The organism is Rhodococcus sp. 5G237, from assembly GCF_053764735.1.
The window spans coordinates 145722-160686 of sequence record NZ_JBSNCD010000009.1; the positions used below are offsets into that span (position 1 = coordinate 145722).

At 69.7% G+C, this 14965-nt stretch carries 10 protein-coding genes; 1 reads left to right on the top strand and 9 read right to left on the bottom strand.

Features of this window, described 5'->3' with window-relative positions; genetic code table 11:
* Positions 1-25: 25 nt before the first annotated feature.
* The 5 genes from ACWPOC_RS21135 to ACWPOC_RS21155 form a co-directional block, all read right to left on the bottom strand.
* The gene (locus tag ACWPOC_RS21135; protein ID WP_120282178.1) at positions 26-460 is read right to left on the bottom strand and encodes an acyl-CoA thioesterase; all 435 of its coding nucleotides are present in this window, start codon (positions 458-460) and stop codon (positions 26-28) included.
* 3 nt (positions 461-463) lie between these two features.
* Positions 464-5272 carry an NAD-glutamate dehydrogenase gene (locus ACWPOC_RS21140; RefSeq protein WP_455409275.1) on the bottom strand — a complete coding sequence of 1603 codons (4809 nt, stop codon included), beginning with the start codon at positions 5270-5272 and terminating at the stop codon, positions 464-466.
* A 140-nt stretch (positions 5273-5412) separates the two neighbouring features.
* Complete coding sequence (locus ACWPOC_RS21145) at positions 5413-5835, bottom strand: acyl-CoA thioesterase (protein WP_120282177.1); 423 nt, start codon at positions 5833-5835, stop codon at positions 5413-5415.
* Positions 5828-7501, bottom strand: coding sequence for an energy-dependent translational throttle protein EttA (gene ettA / locus ACWPOC_RS21150; RefSeq protein WP_120282176.1), 1674 nt, complete (start codon positions 7499-7501; stop codon positions 5828-5830). Before ettA ends, ACWPOC_RS21145 begins: the two co-directional genes overlap by 8 nt.
* Positions 7502-7666: 165 nt before the next feature.
* Positions 7667-8818 (bottom strand): lipase family protein, encoded by a 1152-nt coding sequence (locus tag ACWPOC_RS21155; RefSeq protein ID WP_455409276.1) that lies wholly within the window; start codon positions 8816-8818, stop codon positions 7667-7669.
* 96 nt (positions 8819-8914) lie between these two features.
* On the opposite strand from ACWPOC_RS21155, the gene ACWPOC_RS21160 reads away from it, so the two are divergent.
* Positions 8915-9769 (top strand): tryptophan-rich sensory protein, encoded by an 855-nt coding sequence (locus ACWPOC_RS21160; protein WP_120282174.1) that lies wholly within the window; start codon positions 8915-8917, stop codon positions 9767-9769.
* 75 nt (positions 9770-9844) lie between these two features.
* Here the strand turns inward: ACWPOC_RS21160 and ACWPOC_RS21165 are convergent, their stop codons facing one another.
* The 4 genes from ACWPOC_RS21165 to ACWPOC_RS21180 are packed head-to-tail and all read right to left on the bottom strand — an operon-like array spanning position 9845 to position 14935.
* The gene (locus ACWPOC_RS21165) at positions 9845-11878 is read right to left on the bottom strand and encodes a cytochrome c oxidase assembly protein (protein WP_159418648.1); all 2034 of its coding nucleotides are present in this window, start codon (positions 11876-11878) and stop codon (positions 9845-9847) included.
* Positions 11879-11880: 2 nt separating this feature from the next.
* The gene (locus tag ACWPOC_RS21170; protein ID WP_120282172.1) at positions 11881-13131 is read right to left on the bottom strand and encodes a vWA domain-containing protein; all 1251 of its coding nucleotides are present in this window, start codon (positions 13129-13131) and stop codon (positions 11881-11883) included.
* Complete coding sequence (locus ACWPOC_RS21175) at positions 13128-14027, bottom strand: AAA family ATPase (protein ID WP_455409277.1); 900 nt, start codon at positions 14025-14027, stop codon at positions 13128-13130. Before ACWPOC_RS21175 ends, ACWPOC_RS21170 begins: the two co-directional genes overlap by 4 nt.
* Positions 14024-14935 carry an XdhC family protein gene (locus ACWPOC_RS21180; protein WP_183070799.1) on the bottom strand — a complete coding sequence of 304 codons (912 nt, stop codon included), beginning with the start codon at positions 14933-14935 and terminating at the stop codon, positions 14024-14026. The genes ACWPOC_RS21175 and ACWPOC_RS21180 overlap by 4 nt, the downstream gene beginning before the upstream one ends.
* Between the last annotated feature and the right edge of the window lie 30 nt (positions 14936-14965).

Genomic DNA, 14965 nt, shown 5'->3' on the forward strand with positions numbered 1-14965 from the left:
GCCCTCGTCACTTGCGGTGCCACCGTCAGTTTCGTTGCCACTGCCGCAGGAACTCTCGTTCGTCGTTGCTGAGTCGGCGCAGGCGCTGGGTCTCGATGTCGAACGCCGCGATCTGGGTGGACGCGACCACCGCCGGCGCCGAGTCGACCGGAGCACCGCTCGGCCGCACCTCGTACCCGATCGTGAAGTCGACGGCCCGCACCTTCTCGGTCCACATCAGCACGTCGAGCGGACCGTCGTCGTGGCGCAGCTGACCGCGATAGCGCACGTGGAGGTCGGCGATGACGGCACCTTCGCGCAGGTCGCGGGTGGGGCGACCGTCGGCGAACAGCCACGGGATCCGTGCTTCCTCGAGGAGCGTGACCATCCGCGCGTGGTTGATGTGCTGGAAGACGTCCATGTCGGACCACCGCACCATCACCTCGGTGTGGAAACCGAACTGTTCGCCCGCACCGCTCACTCGTTACCTCCGATCGGATGCGCCCGTGCGCACCATGCCCCTGATCTGTCGTGCCGCCACCGACAAGGTGGCGAGGTCCAGACTTCCAGACGCGAAGATCTCGTCGAGCGCCGCCCTCGCACGGACGAGTTTGGATCCGTTGGACGACTCCCAGTCCTCGATCATCTCCTCGGTCGATTCCCCGGGTTCGGCGCCGGCGAGCACGTCGAGGACGATCGAACGCAACGAGCCGTACAGGTCGTCGCGCAGCGCGAGTCGCGCCAGCGAATGCCAGCGGTCGCCCCGTTCGAGACCGGAGACCGCCGTGAGCAGGCGGTCGACGCCGAGTCGCGCGTCGAGGGCGTAGTAGAGGTCGGCGACCTCCGCCTCGTCGCGCTGCTCGATGTCGGCGATGTCGATGACGTCGAGCAGCGGGAACTGGTCGAGGAGCCGGAAGACCACGCCCGTCAGCTCCTCTGGTGCTCCCCGCTCGAGGAGCGGACGGGTGCGGCGCACGAAGTCCTCGGCGTGGTGCCCACGCATCCAGTCCGCGACCCGCGGTGCGAGACGCGCGAATGCGTCGCGGTAGCGGCTGATCTCGGCCCCGACCGCGAGGGGCTGTGGCCGCGTGGCGAGGAGCCGGCGCGACGCCCGGTCGAGCACGCGGCGGGATTCGAGCAGCAGGTCGTCCTCGATGTCGACGCGCAGCCCGGCGGTCCGGATCTCGTCCCACAGGGCCGGTAACCCGAAGATGGTGGTGACGGCGGCGTAGGCGCGGATGGCGTCGGTCGCCGTCGCCCCGGCCTCCTCTGCGAGCCGGTAGACGTAGGTGGGGCCGCCGTTGTCGACGGTGGTGTTGGCCAGCATGGTGGCGACGATCTGCCGGCGCAGCGGAAGCGCCCGGATCCCGGCCCGGAACCGCTCGCGCAGCGCGGACGGGAAGTAGGCGGGGAGGATCGCCGCGAAGGTCTCGCTGTCGGGCAGGTCCGTGGCGAGCAGGTCGTCGACGAGGGCGAGTTTGACGTGGGCGAGGAGCTGCGACAGCTCCGGCGACGTCAATCCCTCCCCCGCCGCTTCACGACGGTCGAACTCCGCCTCGTCGGGCAGGGCCTCGAGGTCGCGGTCGAGTCCGCGATCGAGTTCGAGGGCCGCGAGCAGACGACGGTGTACTCCCAGCAGGGACGGCGCGACGGCCCGCTCCAGTCCGAGCACGGCGTTCTGGGAGATGTTGTCGGCCAGAACGAGTTCGGCGACGTCGTCGGTCATCGACGCGAGCAGCGGATTGCGGTCCTCCGCCGCGAGCTCACCGGCGGTCACCATGGCGTCGAGGAGGATCTTGATGTTGACTTCGTGGTCGGAGCTGTCGACACCGGCCGAGTTGTCGATCGCGTCGGTGTTGATCTTTCCGCCGGCACGGGCGAACTCGATGCGGCCGCGTTGCGTGACACCGAGATTGCCGCCCTCGCCGACGACTCGGGCGCGCAGCTCCCGCCCGTCGACGCGCACGCCGTCGTTGCTCTTGTCCCCCACGTCCGCATGGGTTTCCGTCGACGCTTTCACGTAGGTGCCGACGCCGCCGTTCCACAACAGGTCGACGGGTGCGCGCAGGATCGCGCGGATCAATTCGGGCGGTGGGAGTTCCGTGACATCGTCGGGCAGGTCGAGCACCGCCCGCGCCTCGGGGCCGACGGGCACCGACTTGGCCGTCCGGTCCCACACCCCACCCCCGGCCGCGATGAGCTCTGCCGAGTAGTCCTTCCACGACGATCGCGGCAGTTCGAACAACCGGCGCCGCTCCTCGAACGACCGCTCCGGATCGGGATCGGGATCGAGGAAGATGTGCCGGTGGTCGAAGGCCGCGACGAGCCTGATGTGCCGGCTGAGCAGCATGCCGTTGCCGAAGACGTCGCCGCTCATGTCGCCGATGCCGACCACGGTGAAATCGTCCGTCTGCGGGTCGGATCCGAGTTCACGGAAGTGACGCCGGACGCTCTCCCACGCACCGCGCGCGGTGATGCCCATCTCCTTGTGGTCGTAGCCGGCGGAACCACCGGAGGCGAACGCGTCGCCGAGCCAGTAACCGTATTCCGCTGCAACGGAATTCGCGAGATCGGAGAACGACGCCGTGCCCTTGTCCGCGGCCACCACGAGATACGGGTCGTCGCTGTCGTGACGCACGACCCGTTGCGGCGGGACCGTCTCGTTGCGGGCAGCATCGAGATTGTCGGTGATGTCGAGCAGACCGGCGATGAAGCGCCGATAGCACCGTTCGCCGCGCTCGCGGACGGCACGACGATCCGCCTCGGCGTCGCCGGTCGGACGGGGCGAGTGCTTGACGACGAAGCCGCCCTTCGCCCCCACGGGCACGATCACCGCGTTCTTCACGGCCTGCGCCTTGACCAGGCCGAGCACCTCGGTGCGGAAGTCCTCCCGGCGGTCCGACCAGCGCAGACCACCGCGGGCGACGGGACCGAACCGCATGTGGACGCCCTCGACGGCCGGGGCGTAGACGAACACCTCGAAAGCCGGTCGCGGCTGGGGTAGTTCGGCGATCCGCCGCGGCTCGAACTTGAGCGACAACGCCCGGCCGTCCGGACGCTCGTGCCCGATCCCGCCGGCCACGTGGAAGTTGGTGCGCAGGGTCGCACGGATCAGGGAGAACAGTCCGCGGAGGATGCGGTCGGTGGCCAGTGCGGTCACCTCCGCGATCGTGGTCGTGATTTCCTCGGCGATCTGCTGTTCGCGTTCGGCGGAGGCATTCTCCGGATCGAACCGGGACTCGAACAGTCCGACGAGCAGGGCCGCGGTGCGCGGGGCGCCGAGCAACACACCTTCGATGTTGTACTGGCTGTACGGGAATTCGGTCTGGCGCAGGTACTTCGCGTAGGCCCGGACGAGCACGACCTGCCTCCAGGTGAGCCCGGCGCGCAGCACGAGCTGGTTGAACCGGTCGGTCTCGACCGCACCCCGCCATGCCACGGTGAAGGTGTCGGTGAGGCGACCCGCCAGCGTCGGATCGGTCTCGACGATGTCGGGCTCGATGTCCTCGGGCAGGCAGAGCCCGAAATCGTAGATCCAGCAGTCGATCCCGTCCGATCGTGGCAGCCGGTAGGGTCGCTCGTCGACGACCTCCACGCCGAGGCTCTGCAACACCGGGAGGATACGGCCGAGGGTGACCGTCTCGTCCGCGACGTACAGGGTGAAGCGCAACGACAACGGATCGTCGGATCCCGGCCGGTACAGGTGCGTGTCGAGATCACCGGAGTCGAGCGCTTCCAGACGCCGCAGGTCGTCCAGGGCGCGTTCGGAGCCGAAGTCCTCCTTGTACGCCTCGGGCACGACCTCGGAGTACCGCTGCACCAGCAACGGATCGAGATCGCCGGTCGCGGCCGCCGCCTCACCGAGCCGATCGGCCCAGTTGCGGGTCACCTCCGCGAGCATCGCCTGGATCCGCAGACGGTTGTCCTCGGAGGTGTCCACCTCGCGACGCGCGCGACCGGAGAACCGGATGGTCACATGCAGCAACGCGAGGTCGCGTTCGGAGACACGCGCGGTGTAGTCGAGTACGCCGCTGCCGAACTCGCGCAACAGGATGTCCTGGATCGCGACGCGCACCTTCGTCGTGTAGCGGTCGCGCGGCAGGTAGACCAGGCACGAGATGTATCGCCCGTAGGTGTCGACGCGGACGAACAACCGCACCTGCCGGCGGATGTCGACCACCGCGGTGACGGTCTCGTAGAGGGTGTCGGTGTCCATCGAGAACAGTTCCGCGCGGGGCACCGTCTGCATGATCTCGAGCATCGCCTGACCGCTGTAGGACGACAGTTCGACCCGCGCCCGCGCGACGACCTCCCGCACCCGGCGCGACACCACAGGGATGTCGAGGATGTTCTCGTGCAGAGCGGTCACCGTGAGGACACCGAGGAAACGGTCCTCTCCGACGACCGCGCCGTCGGCGTCGAGCCGGGCGACGCCGACGAAGTACGGGTAGACGGACCGGTGCACGGTGGCGGGAAGCGCGCCCTGGGTGAGCACGAGCAGCGGGCGGCGGCCCGTGCCGACCTCACCGGGCAGGTCGAGCGGGTCCGCGACCGAGGCGTCCGTGCGCAGCACTCCCCTGCCGCTGCCGGGTACGGGTGTCGCACGGACATGGTCGGCGCCGCCGTCGGGTACGAAGTCGTATCGGCGGTAGCCGAGCAGTGTGAAATTCCCGCCGCTCAACCATCGCAGCAGCTCGGCGGTTTCGGTGAGCTGGTCGGCAGTGTACTGCGCGGGCGGATCGGCGGCCAGGTCGTCGAGCGCGTCCGCGAGGTCGCGCTGCAGGGCGTGCATCTCCGCGGAATCCGACGCCACCTGCCGCACGTCGGACAACACGCGCCGCAGGCCGTGATCGATCTCCTCGACCGACTCGTCGTCGACGGGCCCACGCAGCTCGATGTGCATCCACGATTCGGCGGCTCCGCCCGAGGCCCGTCCGCCTTCGTCGGCCAGGCTCTCGAGGTCGCCGTCGGCAGTGCGACGCGCCGACAGGACGGGATGGATGACCGTCCCCACCGAGACGCCCAGCCGGGAGAGCAGTGCCAGCACCGATTCGACGAGCAGCGGCATGTCGTCGGTGACGATCTGCACGGCGACGCCCATGCCGTCGGTGCGGCGCACGCCGACGACAGCGGTGTCCGGTGCGCGGCGGCGACCGAGGCGGACGTGCTCGAACGCGGCCGCGCCGTGGTCGGTGGTGAATTCTCCGGAGCCCTGATAGATCCGCTCGAGGACTGCCTCGGGGGGAGTATCACTGCCCGTTGAATTTGTCTGCGCCACAGCCGGATCGGCCATCGACACCCCTCCTGCTCTATCGGGCGGATACACCGCGCGCCGCGGACGGACTCGTGATCGAGCCTATCCGCGGCGCGCAGTCGGGGGGTCGGAACCGGCGGGTCGGTAACCGGCTCGGCCGGCCGACACGATGTACCGGCTCAGCCGGTGGGCGCGACGGCGCGGTGCCGGTCGAGCACCGCCCGTACCTCGTCGGTCAACGGCCGGGACGTATCGGTCTCGGGATCGAAGCCGACGAGCACTGTGTCGGCGACGGCGCACACCGCGCCCTCCCGGTCGAGGATCGTCTGGCGCACCGTGAACGAGCTCGTGCCGAGACGCAGCACCGCCGTCTCGACCTCGATCGGTGCCGACGAGTCCTTGAGCGGCCGCAGGAACTCGACGTCCATCTTCCGGACGACAACTGCGTCGCGCGACGGCAACTCGCTCAGGAAGAACTTGATGCGTCCTTCCTGCAGGTACTCGACGACCTTGGCGTTGTTGACGTGTCCGAGCCGGTCGGAGTCGCCCCAGCGCACCTCGATCGGGCACCGGTAGTGCCGGTGCCCGTCAGGCTCAGTCACGCGTGAGCTTCCGGTGCGTGACACGGTGCGGACGTGCGGCGTCCGCACCGAGGCGCTCGATCTTGTTCGCCTCGTAGGCCTCGAAGTTGCCCTCGAACCAGAACCACTGGCCCTCTGCGACGTTGCCCTCCCACGCCAGGATGTGGGTACAGGTGCGGTCGAGGAACCAGCGGTCGTGGGAGATCACGACGGCGCAGCCCGGGAACTGCTGCAGCGCGTTCTCGAGCGACGACAGGGTCTCGACGTCGAGGTCGTTGGTCGGCTCGTCGAGGAGGATCAGGTTGCCGCCCTCCTTGAGCGTGAGCGCCAGGTTCAGGCGGTTGCGCTCACCACCGGACAGCACACCGGCCGGCTTCTGCTGATCGGGGCCCTTGAAACCGAACGCGCTCACGTAGGCACGCGAGGGCATCTCGTTCTGCCCGACCTCGATGAAGTCGAGACCGTCGGAGACCACCTCGAAGACCGTCTTCTTCGGATCGATGTTCGCGCGGTTCTGGTCGACGTAGCTGAGCTTGACCGTGTCGCCCACCTTGACGGTGCCGCTGTCCGGCTCCTCGAGACCGACGATCGTCTTGAACAGAGTGGTCTTGCCGACACCGTTGGGGCCGATGACACCGACGATGCCGTTGCGCGGCAGCGTGAACGACAGGTCCTTGATCAGGACGCGGCCGTCGAAGCCCTTGTCGAGGTGCTCGACCTCGACGACGACGTTGCCCAGACGCGGCGGCGTCGGGATCTGGATCTCCTCGAAGTCGAGCTTGCGGTGCTTCTCGGCCTCCGCAGCCATCTCCTCGTAACGGGCCAGACGCGCCTTGTTCTTCGTCTGCCGGGCCTTGGCGCCGGAGCGGACCCACTCGAGTTCCTCGCGGAGCCGCTTCTGCAGCTTCTGGTCCTTCTTGCCCTGCACCTCGAGGCGCTCGGCCTTCTTCTCCAGGTAGGTGGAGTAGTTGCCCTCGTAGGGATGCAGCTTGCCGCGGTCGACCTCGCAGATCCACTGCGCGACGTGATCGAGGAAGTACCGGTCGTGCGTGACGGCCAGCACGGCGCCCGGGTACGACGCGAGGAACTGCTCGAGCCACAGCACCGACTCGGCGTCGAGGTGGTTGGTGGGCTCGTCGAGGAGCAGCAGGTCGGGCTTGCTCAGCAGCAGCTTGCACAGCGCGACACGGCGGCGCTCACCACCGGAGAGGTGGGTGACGGGCTCGTCCGGCGGAGGGCAGCGCAGCGCGTCCATGGCCTGCTCGAGCTGCGAGTCGAGATCCCACGCGTTGGCGTGATCGAGCTCCTCCTGGAGCTTGCCCATCTCCTCCATCAGCTCGTCGGAGTAGTCGGTGGCCATGAGCTCGGCGATTTCGTTGAAGCGGTCGAGCTTGACCTTGATCTCGCCGAGGCCTTCCTCGACGTTCTCCTTGACCGTCTTCTCCTCGTTGAGGGGCGGCTCCTGCTGGAGGATGCCGACGGTGGCCTCCGGATCGAGGAAGGCCTCGCCGTTGCTGGGCTGATCGAGCCCGGCCATGATCTTGAGAATCGACGACTTGCCCGCGCCGTTGGGTCCGACGACGCCGATCTTCGCGCCGTGGTAGAAGCTCATGGTGACGTCATCGAGGATGACCTTGTCACCGTGCGCCTTGCGCACCTTCTTCATCGTGTAAATGAACTCCGCCATGACCACCAGCGTATCGGGCGACGGTCGATAACCCACATCGTGCGAACACGACAGGTGGGGCCGGCGCCGGAGTCCGGCAGGTGCCGGAGCCTCCGGCCGGGTCACACCAGCTCCGCTGCCGGGGTCACAGCAGCTCCGCTGCCGGGGTCACAGCAGCTCCCGCTGTCAGGGGTGCAGCAGCTCCGCGACGAAGCCCGTGGTGTCGGGTAGCGACGCGAACATCGTCTCCGAATGCCCTGTCGGGTACGTCCTGAACTGCGCGTTCGCGCCACCGGCCCACAGGTCCGCGATCAGTGTGAACGCGAGGGGCGCGGGCACCGTCGCGTCGCGCAGGCCCTGGGCGAGGAACAGCGGCCGGTCGTATCCGGCGGTCGGCACGGCCAGGTAGTCGGTGAACGCCGCACGGAACCGGTCGTCGCTCAGCGGTCGAGCGAGGACCTCACCGACGCCGACCTCGCCGTACCGGTCGCTCAGGTCGTCGTAGCAGAGGCGTTCGGCGGCGTCGACGATCTCCCGTCCGAGGGGTGTGAGATATCCGTCGAGGTCCAGGGCCGGATCGGCGTCGCGCAGGCCCGCGAAGATGTAGGCGGCGAAGGTGGTGAGTCCGTCGAGACCGAGATCGGGAAGGCCCGGGAATCCGAGCGGGAACAGGTACTCGAGGTTGGACGGGGCGCCGGTCGTGAGCGTCCCGCGGAAGTCCAGTTCGGGTGCCCGGGCGGTCGCGGCGCGCGCGGTGTGCAGGCCGGTGTGCCCGCCCTGGGACTGCCCGATCACGACCCAGCGGTCGGACAGCGACGGTTCGACGGCGCGTCCCGCCCTCACGATGTCGATGACGCTGTTCGCGGCGCTCTGTCCGTCCAGATAACGGTGCAACCCGTCCGACCCGAGACCCGGATAGTCGGCTGCCACGACGGCGTAACCCTGCCCGAGCCAGTGGTCGAGATAGGCGGTGTCGCGCGGTGTACGCGGCAACCGCGAGGGTGCGCACGAATCGTCGAGGCCGACGGTGCCGTGCGCCCACGCGACGACGGGCCACCCTCTCTCGGGAGGCGTGCCGTGGGGAAGGAACAACGCCCCGGTCGCGGTGGTGGGAGCGCCGCTGCGCCACTGCGTGGTGTAGGTCAGGGCCCGCGCCGAGGACGCGCCGGGTAGCGACAACCCGAGCTCGAGCGGGGCGACATCGACGACGGTCCCCGGCGTGTCGACGACGGCCCCCGGTGCCGGACTCGCGTGCACCGCGGGAGGTGCGAGGAGTGGCGTCAGCAGTGCCAGTGCACAGGTGAGCAGCAGGGCCGGGACACGCGCGGTACGGGTCACGTCGTGGACGATACGGGTCGTGCGGCCGGTGCGTTCGCATTCGTCCGATTCGCCGGATCGGGATTGAGTGATCCGCAGGACGGGCACCCTCCAGGCATGACATCCCATTCCCACGGATCCGCGCCCGCCACATCCCCCGCGACCCGCACCGGGCGCGACATCGCCCGCGTCGTGGCCGTGGCGGTGAGCGCTCCGCTTGCCGTCGTGGTGTCGTTCTTCGGTTCGGGTGCGGCCGGTGGGACGCCGGTCGCGGAAGCTGCAGGTGGTGCGTTGTCGGCGGATTCCACGGCGGTCGCGCCCGGAGGCCCGGCCTTCTCGATCTGGACCCTCATCTACGCCGGTCTGCTCGCGCTCGCGGTGTGGCAGGCACTGCCGGCGAACCACACCGACGCGCGTCAACGCGCCGCGGGCTGGTGGATCGCTGCGTCGATGCTGCTGAACGCAGCGTGGATCACGGCGATCCAGTTCGATCAGGTCTGGCTGAGTGTCGTGGTGATCGTCGCGCTGCTCGCCGTGCTCGTCCGGGTGTTCCTGATCTTCACGCGCGTCCTGCCGTCGAGCAGGCTCGAAGCGGTGGTCGTCGACGGCACGATGTTCGTCTACCTGGGCTGGGTGTCGGTGGCGACCGTCGCCAACACCGCCGCGGCGCTGCGTTACGAGGACATCGATCCGTTCGGCTGGGGAGCCGACGTGTGGGCGATCATCGTGCTGGCCGTCGTCGCCGCCGTCTCCGTGGTCCTCGCGACGGCAGGTCGGGGCCGACTGGCCGTGACCGGTGCGCTCGTGTGGGGTCTGGCATGGATCGCGGTCGCCCGCACGGGTGACGGCGGTCTGGTGTCCACTCCCGCAGCGGTCGCCGCCGTGACAGCCGCGGTCATCGCGGTCGTGGCCACCGTGGTGGCGCGCATCGGCGCCGAGCGCTCCCCCACCCGCACGACAGCAGCCGCCTGATTCCCTCGGACGTGCACATCTCGTCGGTCCGCTTCGGCGTGGCGCGACGAGATGTGCGCGTCGGAGCGGGTGCGGTCAGCGACCCTCGTGGTCGCGGCGCGCCAGCTCCGCGAACATCGCGTTGTGTGCCGCGAGATCGGCGTCGTCGTCACGCTCGGCGGCCCGGTCGACACGTCGCGCCGTGCGCCGGTCGCTGCGCGACCACTGGACGAGCAGAGCGAGCATCACGAGCACGAGCGGGATCTCGCCGGCCGACCACGCGATGCTGCCGCCGACCTTCTGATCGGAGAACAGGTCGTAGTTCCACGGCAGTGCCAGGCCGCGGTAGTAGCTCTCGGCCATCACCGTGCCCATGCTCATGAGGGTCACGCCGAAGAAGGCGTGGAACGGGAGCGAGCCGAAGACCATGGCCAGCTTCGTCACGGGCTGCAGATCGCGCGGCGACGGGTCGACGCCGATCACCACCCAGTAGAAGAGGTAGCCGCTCAGCAGGAAGTGCAGGTTCATCAGGACGTGCGCGGTGTGGCTGTCGATGAACGTGGTGAAGATCCCACCGAGATACAGGGCGTAGAAGCCGCCCACGAACATGACCGACGCGACGATCGGATGTGTGAAGAAGCGCGACGGCGGGCTGTGCAGGAACTCGAGGATCCATTCGCGCGGTCCGGGAGGGGCGTTGCGTCCGGCCGGCTTGAACGCACGCAGGGCGAGGGTCATCGCCCCGCCGAGCGCCAGGAGCACCGGGGCGAGCATCGACAGGGCCATGTGCGCGCCCATGTGCACGCTGAACATCGCCGGCGAGTACATCCCGACGCCCGAACTGGTGGCGACGAACAACACGAAGCAGCCCGAGAACCAGGCGATCGAGCGGCCGATCGGCCACGAGTCGCCGCGCTTGCGCAGCGTCCACAGTCCGACTGCATAGGCGGCGGCGAGCACGAGAGCAGCCGTGCCGAAGATCAGGTCGAAACGCCACTGCCCGAAGAACAGGCTCACGAACGACGGCGGTACGTCGAGCTGGTAGCCGAGCTCGACCTCCTGGATCGTCGGCACCGTAGCCGGCGGCGGCGGGGGCGTGCGGCCGAGTCCCACGGCCAGACCGATCGTCGCGGCGAGGACGAACGCCTCGACGAGGGTGAACCGCACGAGCGCGGACCGGCTGGTGGGGTCGGCTTCGAGTGCCGGCAGTGCCCGGCGGCGCTGCGCCCAGCCGAAGATGCCGAGCAGGACCAGCGCGACGATCTTCGCGAGCAGCAGCCTGCCGTAGGTGGTCGTGGTCAGGTCGTCGAACGACATGCGGACCGCGGCGTTGATGACGCCGCTGACGGCCATGACGACGAAGGCGAGTCCGGCGACGAAGGAGAACCGCCGGGCCGCGATGTCGGTGTGCTCACCGCCCCGCATGGAGTGCGCGAGCAGGGCGAACAACCCGCCCGCCCAGACGGACGCCGCGACGAGGTGCAGCACGAGGCTGTTGGTCGCCATGTCGTGCGAACCACCCGACGATGAGTGCCCGGTCAGGGCGATCGGCATGAGTGCGACGACCGACAGCAGCAGCAGATAGGGCGTCCACGACCAGCGCACCGTGAGCCGGATCAGCAGGGCGGTGATCAGGGCGAGCACCGTCGTCCAGGCCCAGGCCGACGCAGCCTCCACCTGACCGAGCGCCGAGAAGAGGTTCTCCGGCCGGATCGCCTCGCTCAGCGGGCTGCCGGAGGTGTCGGACAGGGTCAGCGGCACCATCAGCGCCGCCGTGACCGCCCACACCGTCGCCGCGACGCCCGCGGTCCGCACGGCGCGGTAGCCGCCGACGTCGAGCACACCCCCTCGTTGCGGGGGCACGAGGAAGGCGGCGAAGAACAGCGATCCGATGGTGATGACGGTCGCGATCTCGGAGATCGCGCGGACCGCGGGCAGACCGTAGGTGGTGAGCGGACCGGGGTCGGGGATGCCGAGCAACACCAGAGCCTGCGCAGCGGACAGCCCGACCGCGAACGCCGCGACGAGGGCGGCGAGGAGGCCGAGGAGGATCAGCAGTGCCGGCGGGTTTCCCCTCGTAGGGGCGGGCGCCGGAGGCTGCGCGGGAGACGCGAGCTCGGATGTTGCCATGCCTACCAGGGTAGGACGTCCACGCCATGACCTACGACACGCCGTCGGAGCCCTCCGGGGCCGGTAGCGGTGCCTGTGACGACGTCGACGGCGTGCTGCAGCGCGAGGAGTGTGTCGGCCGCCACCATCGCGTCGCAGTGCGGGAGCGCCGCGGACATCGACCCGGTGGAGGGTGTGAATCCGGACTGCCCGGCCCGGGGGTTGAGCCACACCACCCGGTGGGCGCGGCGCCGGATCCTGGCCAGGACGTGGGCGAGTGCGGTGGGATCGTCGCTGTCCCAACCGTCGGACGCGACGACGACGATCGCTCCGCGCAGCAGGTGTCCGTGATGGGAGGCGACCACCTCGGCGAGGGATCCGGCGATGCGCGTGCCCCCGAACCGGGTCCGCACACGCTCGTTGGCGACGTCGATCGCCTGCTCCACCGACCGGTGCCGCAGGACCGGGGTCAGACGCGTCGCTGTGGTGGAGAACACGAAGACCTCGGCCGTTCCGGTGTGCGCAAGAGCACGGACGAGATGCAGATACACCCCGACGTAGGGGCGCATCGACCGGCTGACATCGCAGAAGACGACGATCCGCCGCCGCCGTCGATCGGGGCGGGTGCGGATCAGCCGGAGCGGCTCGAACCCGGTACTGCGCGAGGCGGCGATGCTCGCCCGCACGTCGACGCGACCGGTGCGGCGTTCGACCCGGCGACGGGTGCGGCGGGTGGCCCATCGGACCCCGGCCTCCTCGATCCACGATTCGAGCAGTGCGAGTCGTGCGGGGTCGAGGTCGTCGAACCGCTGGTCGGCGATCGCCGCCAGTGCGCTCGCGACCTCGCGGCCGGGCCGATCGGCCGCCCGCTCCCCCTCCGCCGATTCGACGACGGTCCGGGTGACCCATGGGACGTCGTGGCCGCCGGCCGGAGCGTCCCGTATGCGGCGGGGCGCGTCCGTCGTGGGCGCCGCGCGCGGGCCGTCGTCCTCCGGCCCGGTGCGGCGGGCGTGTGGGTCGAGTGGGAGCGGAGCATCGCCGAAGATGCGGTCGAACACCGCGTCGAAGGTGGCGAGGCTCTCGTGCCGGTCGACGAGCGTGAGCCGCGCCGTCCAGTACAAACGGCTCCGGGTGCTCGGGGGGCATACGCGCAGAGCACGCGTGAGGGTCGCCGCTCCGTCCGCCGGTACCACGATCCCGGCGGACCTGAGCCGGTCGACCAGTCCGACCGCGAAGGCTGCGTGATCGACCCCGGGAAGCAACCGAGCGCTCACGACACCTCGGTGGAGACGAACCGGGTCAGCGCCTCCCCCAGCGCATCGACGTCGTCGGGAGTCTTCGCCAGTGCCGCGAGCGACATCGCCGCTTCGGGCCGGACGAGGTCGGCGACGCCGAGCGCCGCGAGGGCCGATACCCAGTCGATGGTCTCCGCGATCCCCGGCGCCTTGTCGAGATCGAGCCCGCGGGCCACCGCGACGAAATCCGTGGCACGTTCGACGAGCGCGGCGTTCGCCGACGGTACCGTGCGACGCAGGATCGCCACCGCGCGGGCACGGTCGGGAAAGTCGATCCAGTGGTACAGGCAGCGCCTTCGCAGTGCGTCGTGCAGGTCGCGGCTCCGGTTGGAGGTGAGCACCACGACGGGCGGGCGGGTCGCGGTGAGGGTGCCGAGCTCCGGGACGGTGACGGCGAACTCCCCCAGGAATTCGAGCAACAGCGCCTCGAATTCGTCGTCGGCGCGGTCGATCTCGTCGACGAGCAGGACGGCGGGTCCGTCGCCGCGATGGCGGACGCAGCGCAGGATCGGGCGTTCGAGGAGATACTCCTCGGAGTACAGGTCGGCCTCGGCGGGAACCTCGCCGCGCGCTTCGGCGAGCCGGATCGCGAGCAGTTGACGCTGGTAGTTCCAGTCGTAGAGGGCCTCGGCGACCGACAGTCCCTCGTAGCACTGCAACCGGATCAGCGGGCTACCGAGGATCTGCGCGAGGACCTTCGCTGCGGTGGTCTTGCCGACCCCGGGTTCGCCCTCGAGCAACAGTGGTCGGCCCAGCGCGACCGCGAGGTGGATCGCGGCGGCGGTGCCCTGATCGAGCAGATGGTCGTGGTCGTCGAACCTGGCGACCACGTCGTCGACGTCGGTGAAGATGCCCGGGGACGACGGATCGCTCACGCCACGTCGTCCTTCTCGTAGCGGCGGCGGCAGCCCGGGCAGCAGAACCACACCGTCCGCCCGGCGACGACGAGGTGCGGGGTCGACTCGGTGACCGTGACGGTCATCCCGCACACCGGGTCGACGGCCGTGCGCGGCTTCGGGCCCGTCTCCCTCGGCACCTCGATGCGTTGCGCGCTCTCCTCGGAGGATCGGGCCAACCCACCGCTGCGCGCGACCCGCACGATGTCGGCGACGATCGACAAACCGATCTCCGCCGGGGTGCGGGCACCGATGTCGAGGCCGACCGGGGTGTGGATGCGGGCACGCTCCTCGTCGGTCGGCTCCACCTCGTCGAGCACCGCGGCACCCCGGGTGCGACTCGCGACCAGGCCGACGTATCGGCTCCCGGCATCCAGAGCCGCACGGATCACACTCGCCTCGTCGCCCCCGTGGCTCGCGACGATCACCACCGACGCCTCGGCGGGCACGCGCGTCCCCCGGATCGGTTCCACCGAGTACTCGACGCGCCGCGCGAAGTCGCCCACGGCCTCGGCGACGGGCGAGTCCCCGAAGACGGCCACCACAATCGCGGGCATCCGCGGTTCGAGGAAGATCTCGGTGGCCCCACCGGACATGCACGGGTTGACCGCGATCGTCGCTCCCGGGGCGTCGGGGAACTCGCCGGCCCCGGCGGGCAGCACCCGCAGGAGCATGCTCTCCCCTCGTGCGAGCACCGTGCGGGACGCTTCGCGCACGGAACTCTCGGTGCACTGCCCGCCGACGAACCCCTCGATCGTGCCGTCGGCGAGGACGAGTGCCCGGTCGCCCGAATGTGCGGACGTCGGTGGTTGCGCCCGCACGACCGTCGCTTCGACGAACGGTCGTCGTTCACTGCGCAACTGCTCCGCCCGCACCGCGAGATCCATGTCCCCGTCCTCCGATCGCTCCACTGGCAT

What these genes read in the sequence shown, in the direction of transcription:
- ACWPOC_RS21140 (WP_455409275.1), bottom strand. Translation starts at nt 5,272, where the DNA reads ATGGCCGATCCGGCTGTGGCGCAGACAAATTCAACGGGCAGTGATACT.
- ettA (WP_120282176.1), bottom strand. Translation starts at nt 7,501, where the DNA reads ATGGCGGAGTTCATTTACACGATGAAGAAGGTGCGCAAGGCGCACGGT.
- ACWPOC_RS21160 (WP_120282174.1), top strand. Translation starts at nt 8,915, where the DNA reads ATGACATCCCATTCCCACGGATCCGCGCCCGCCACATCCCCCGCGACC.
- ACWPOC_RS21165 (WP_159418648.1), bottom strand. Translation starts at nt 11,878, where the DNA reads ATGGCAACATCCGAGCTCGCGTCTCCCGCGCAGCCTCCGGCGCCCGCC.
- ACWPOC_RS21180 (WP_183070799.1), bottom strand. Translation starts at nt 14,935, where the DNA reads ATGGATCTCGCGGTGCGGGCGGAGCAGTTGCGCAGTGAACGACGACCG.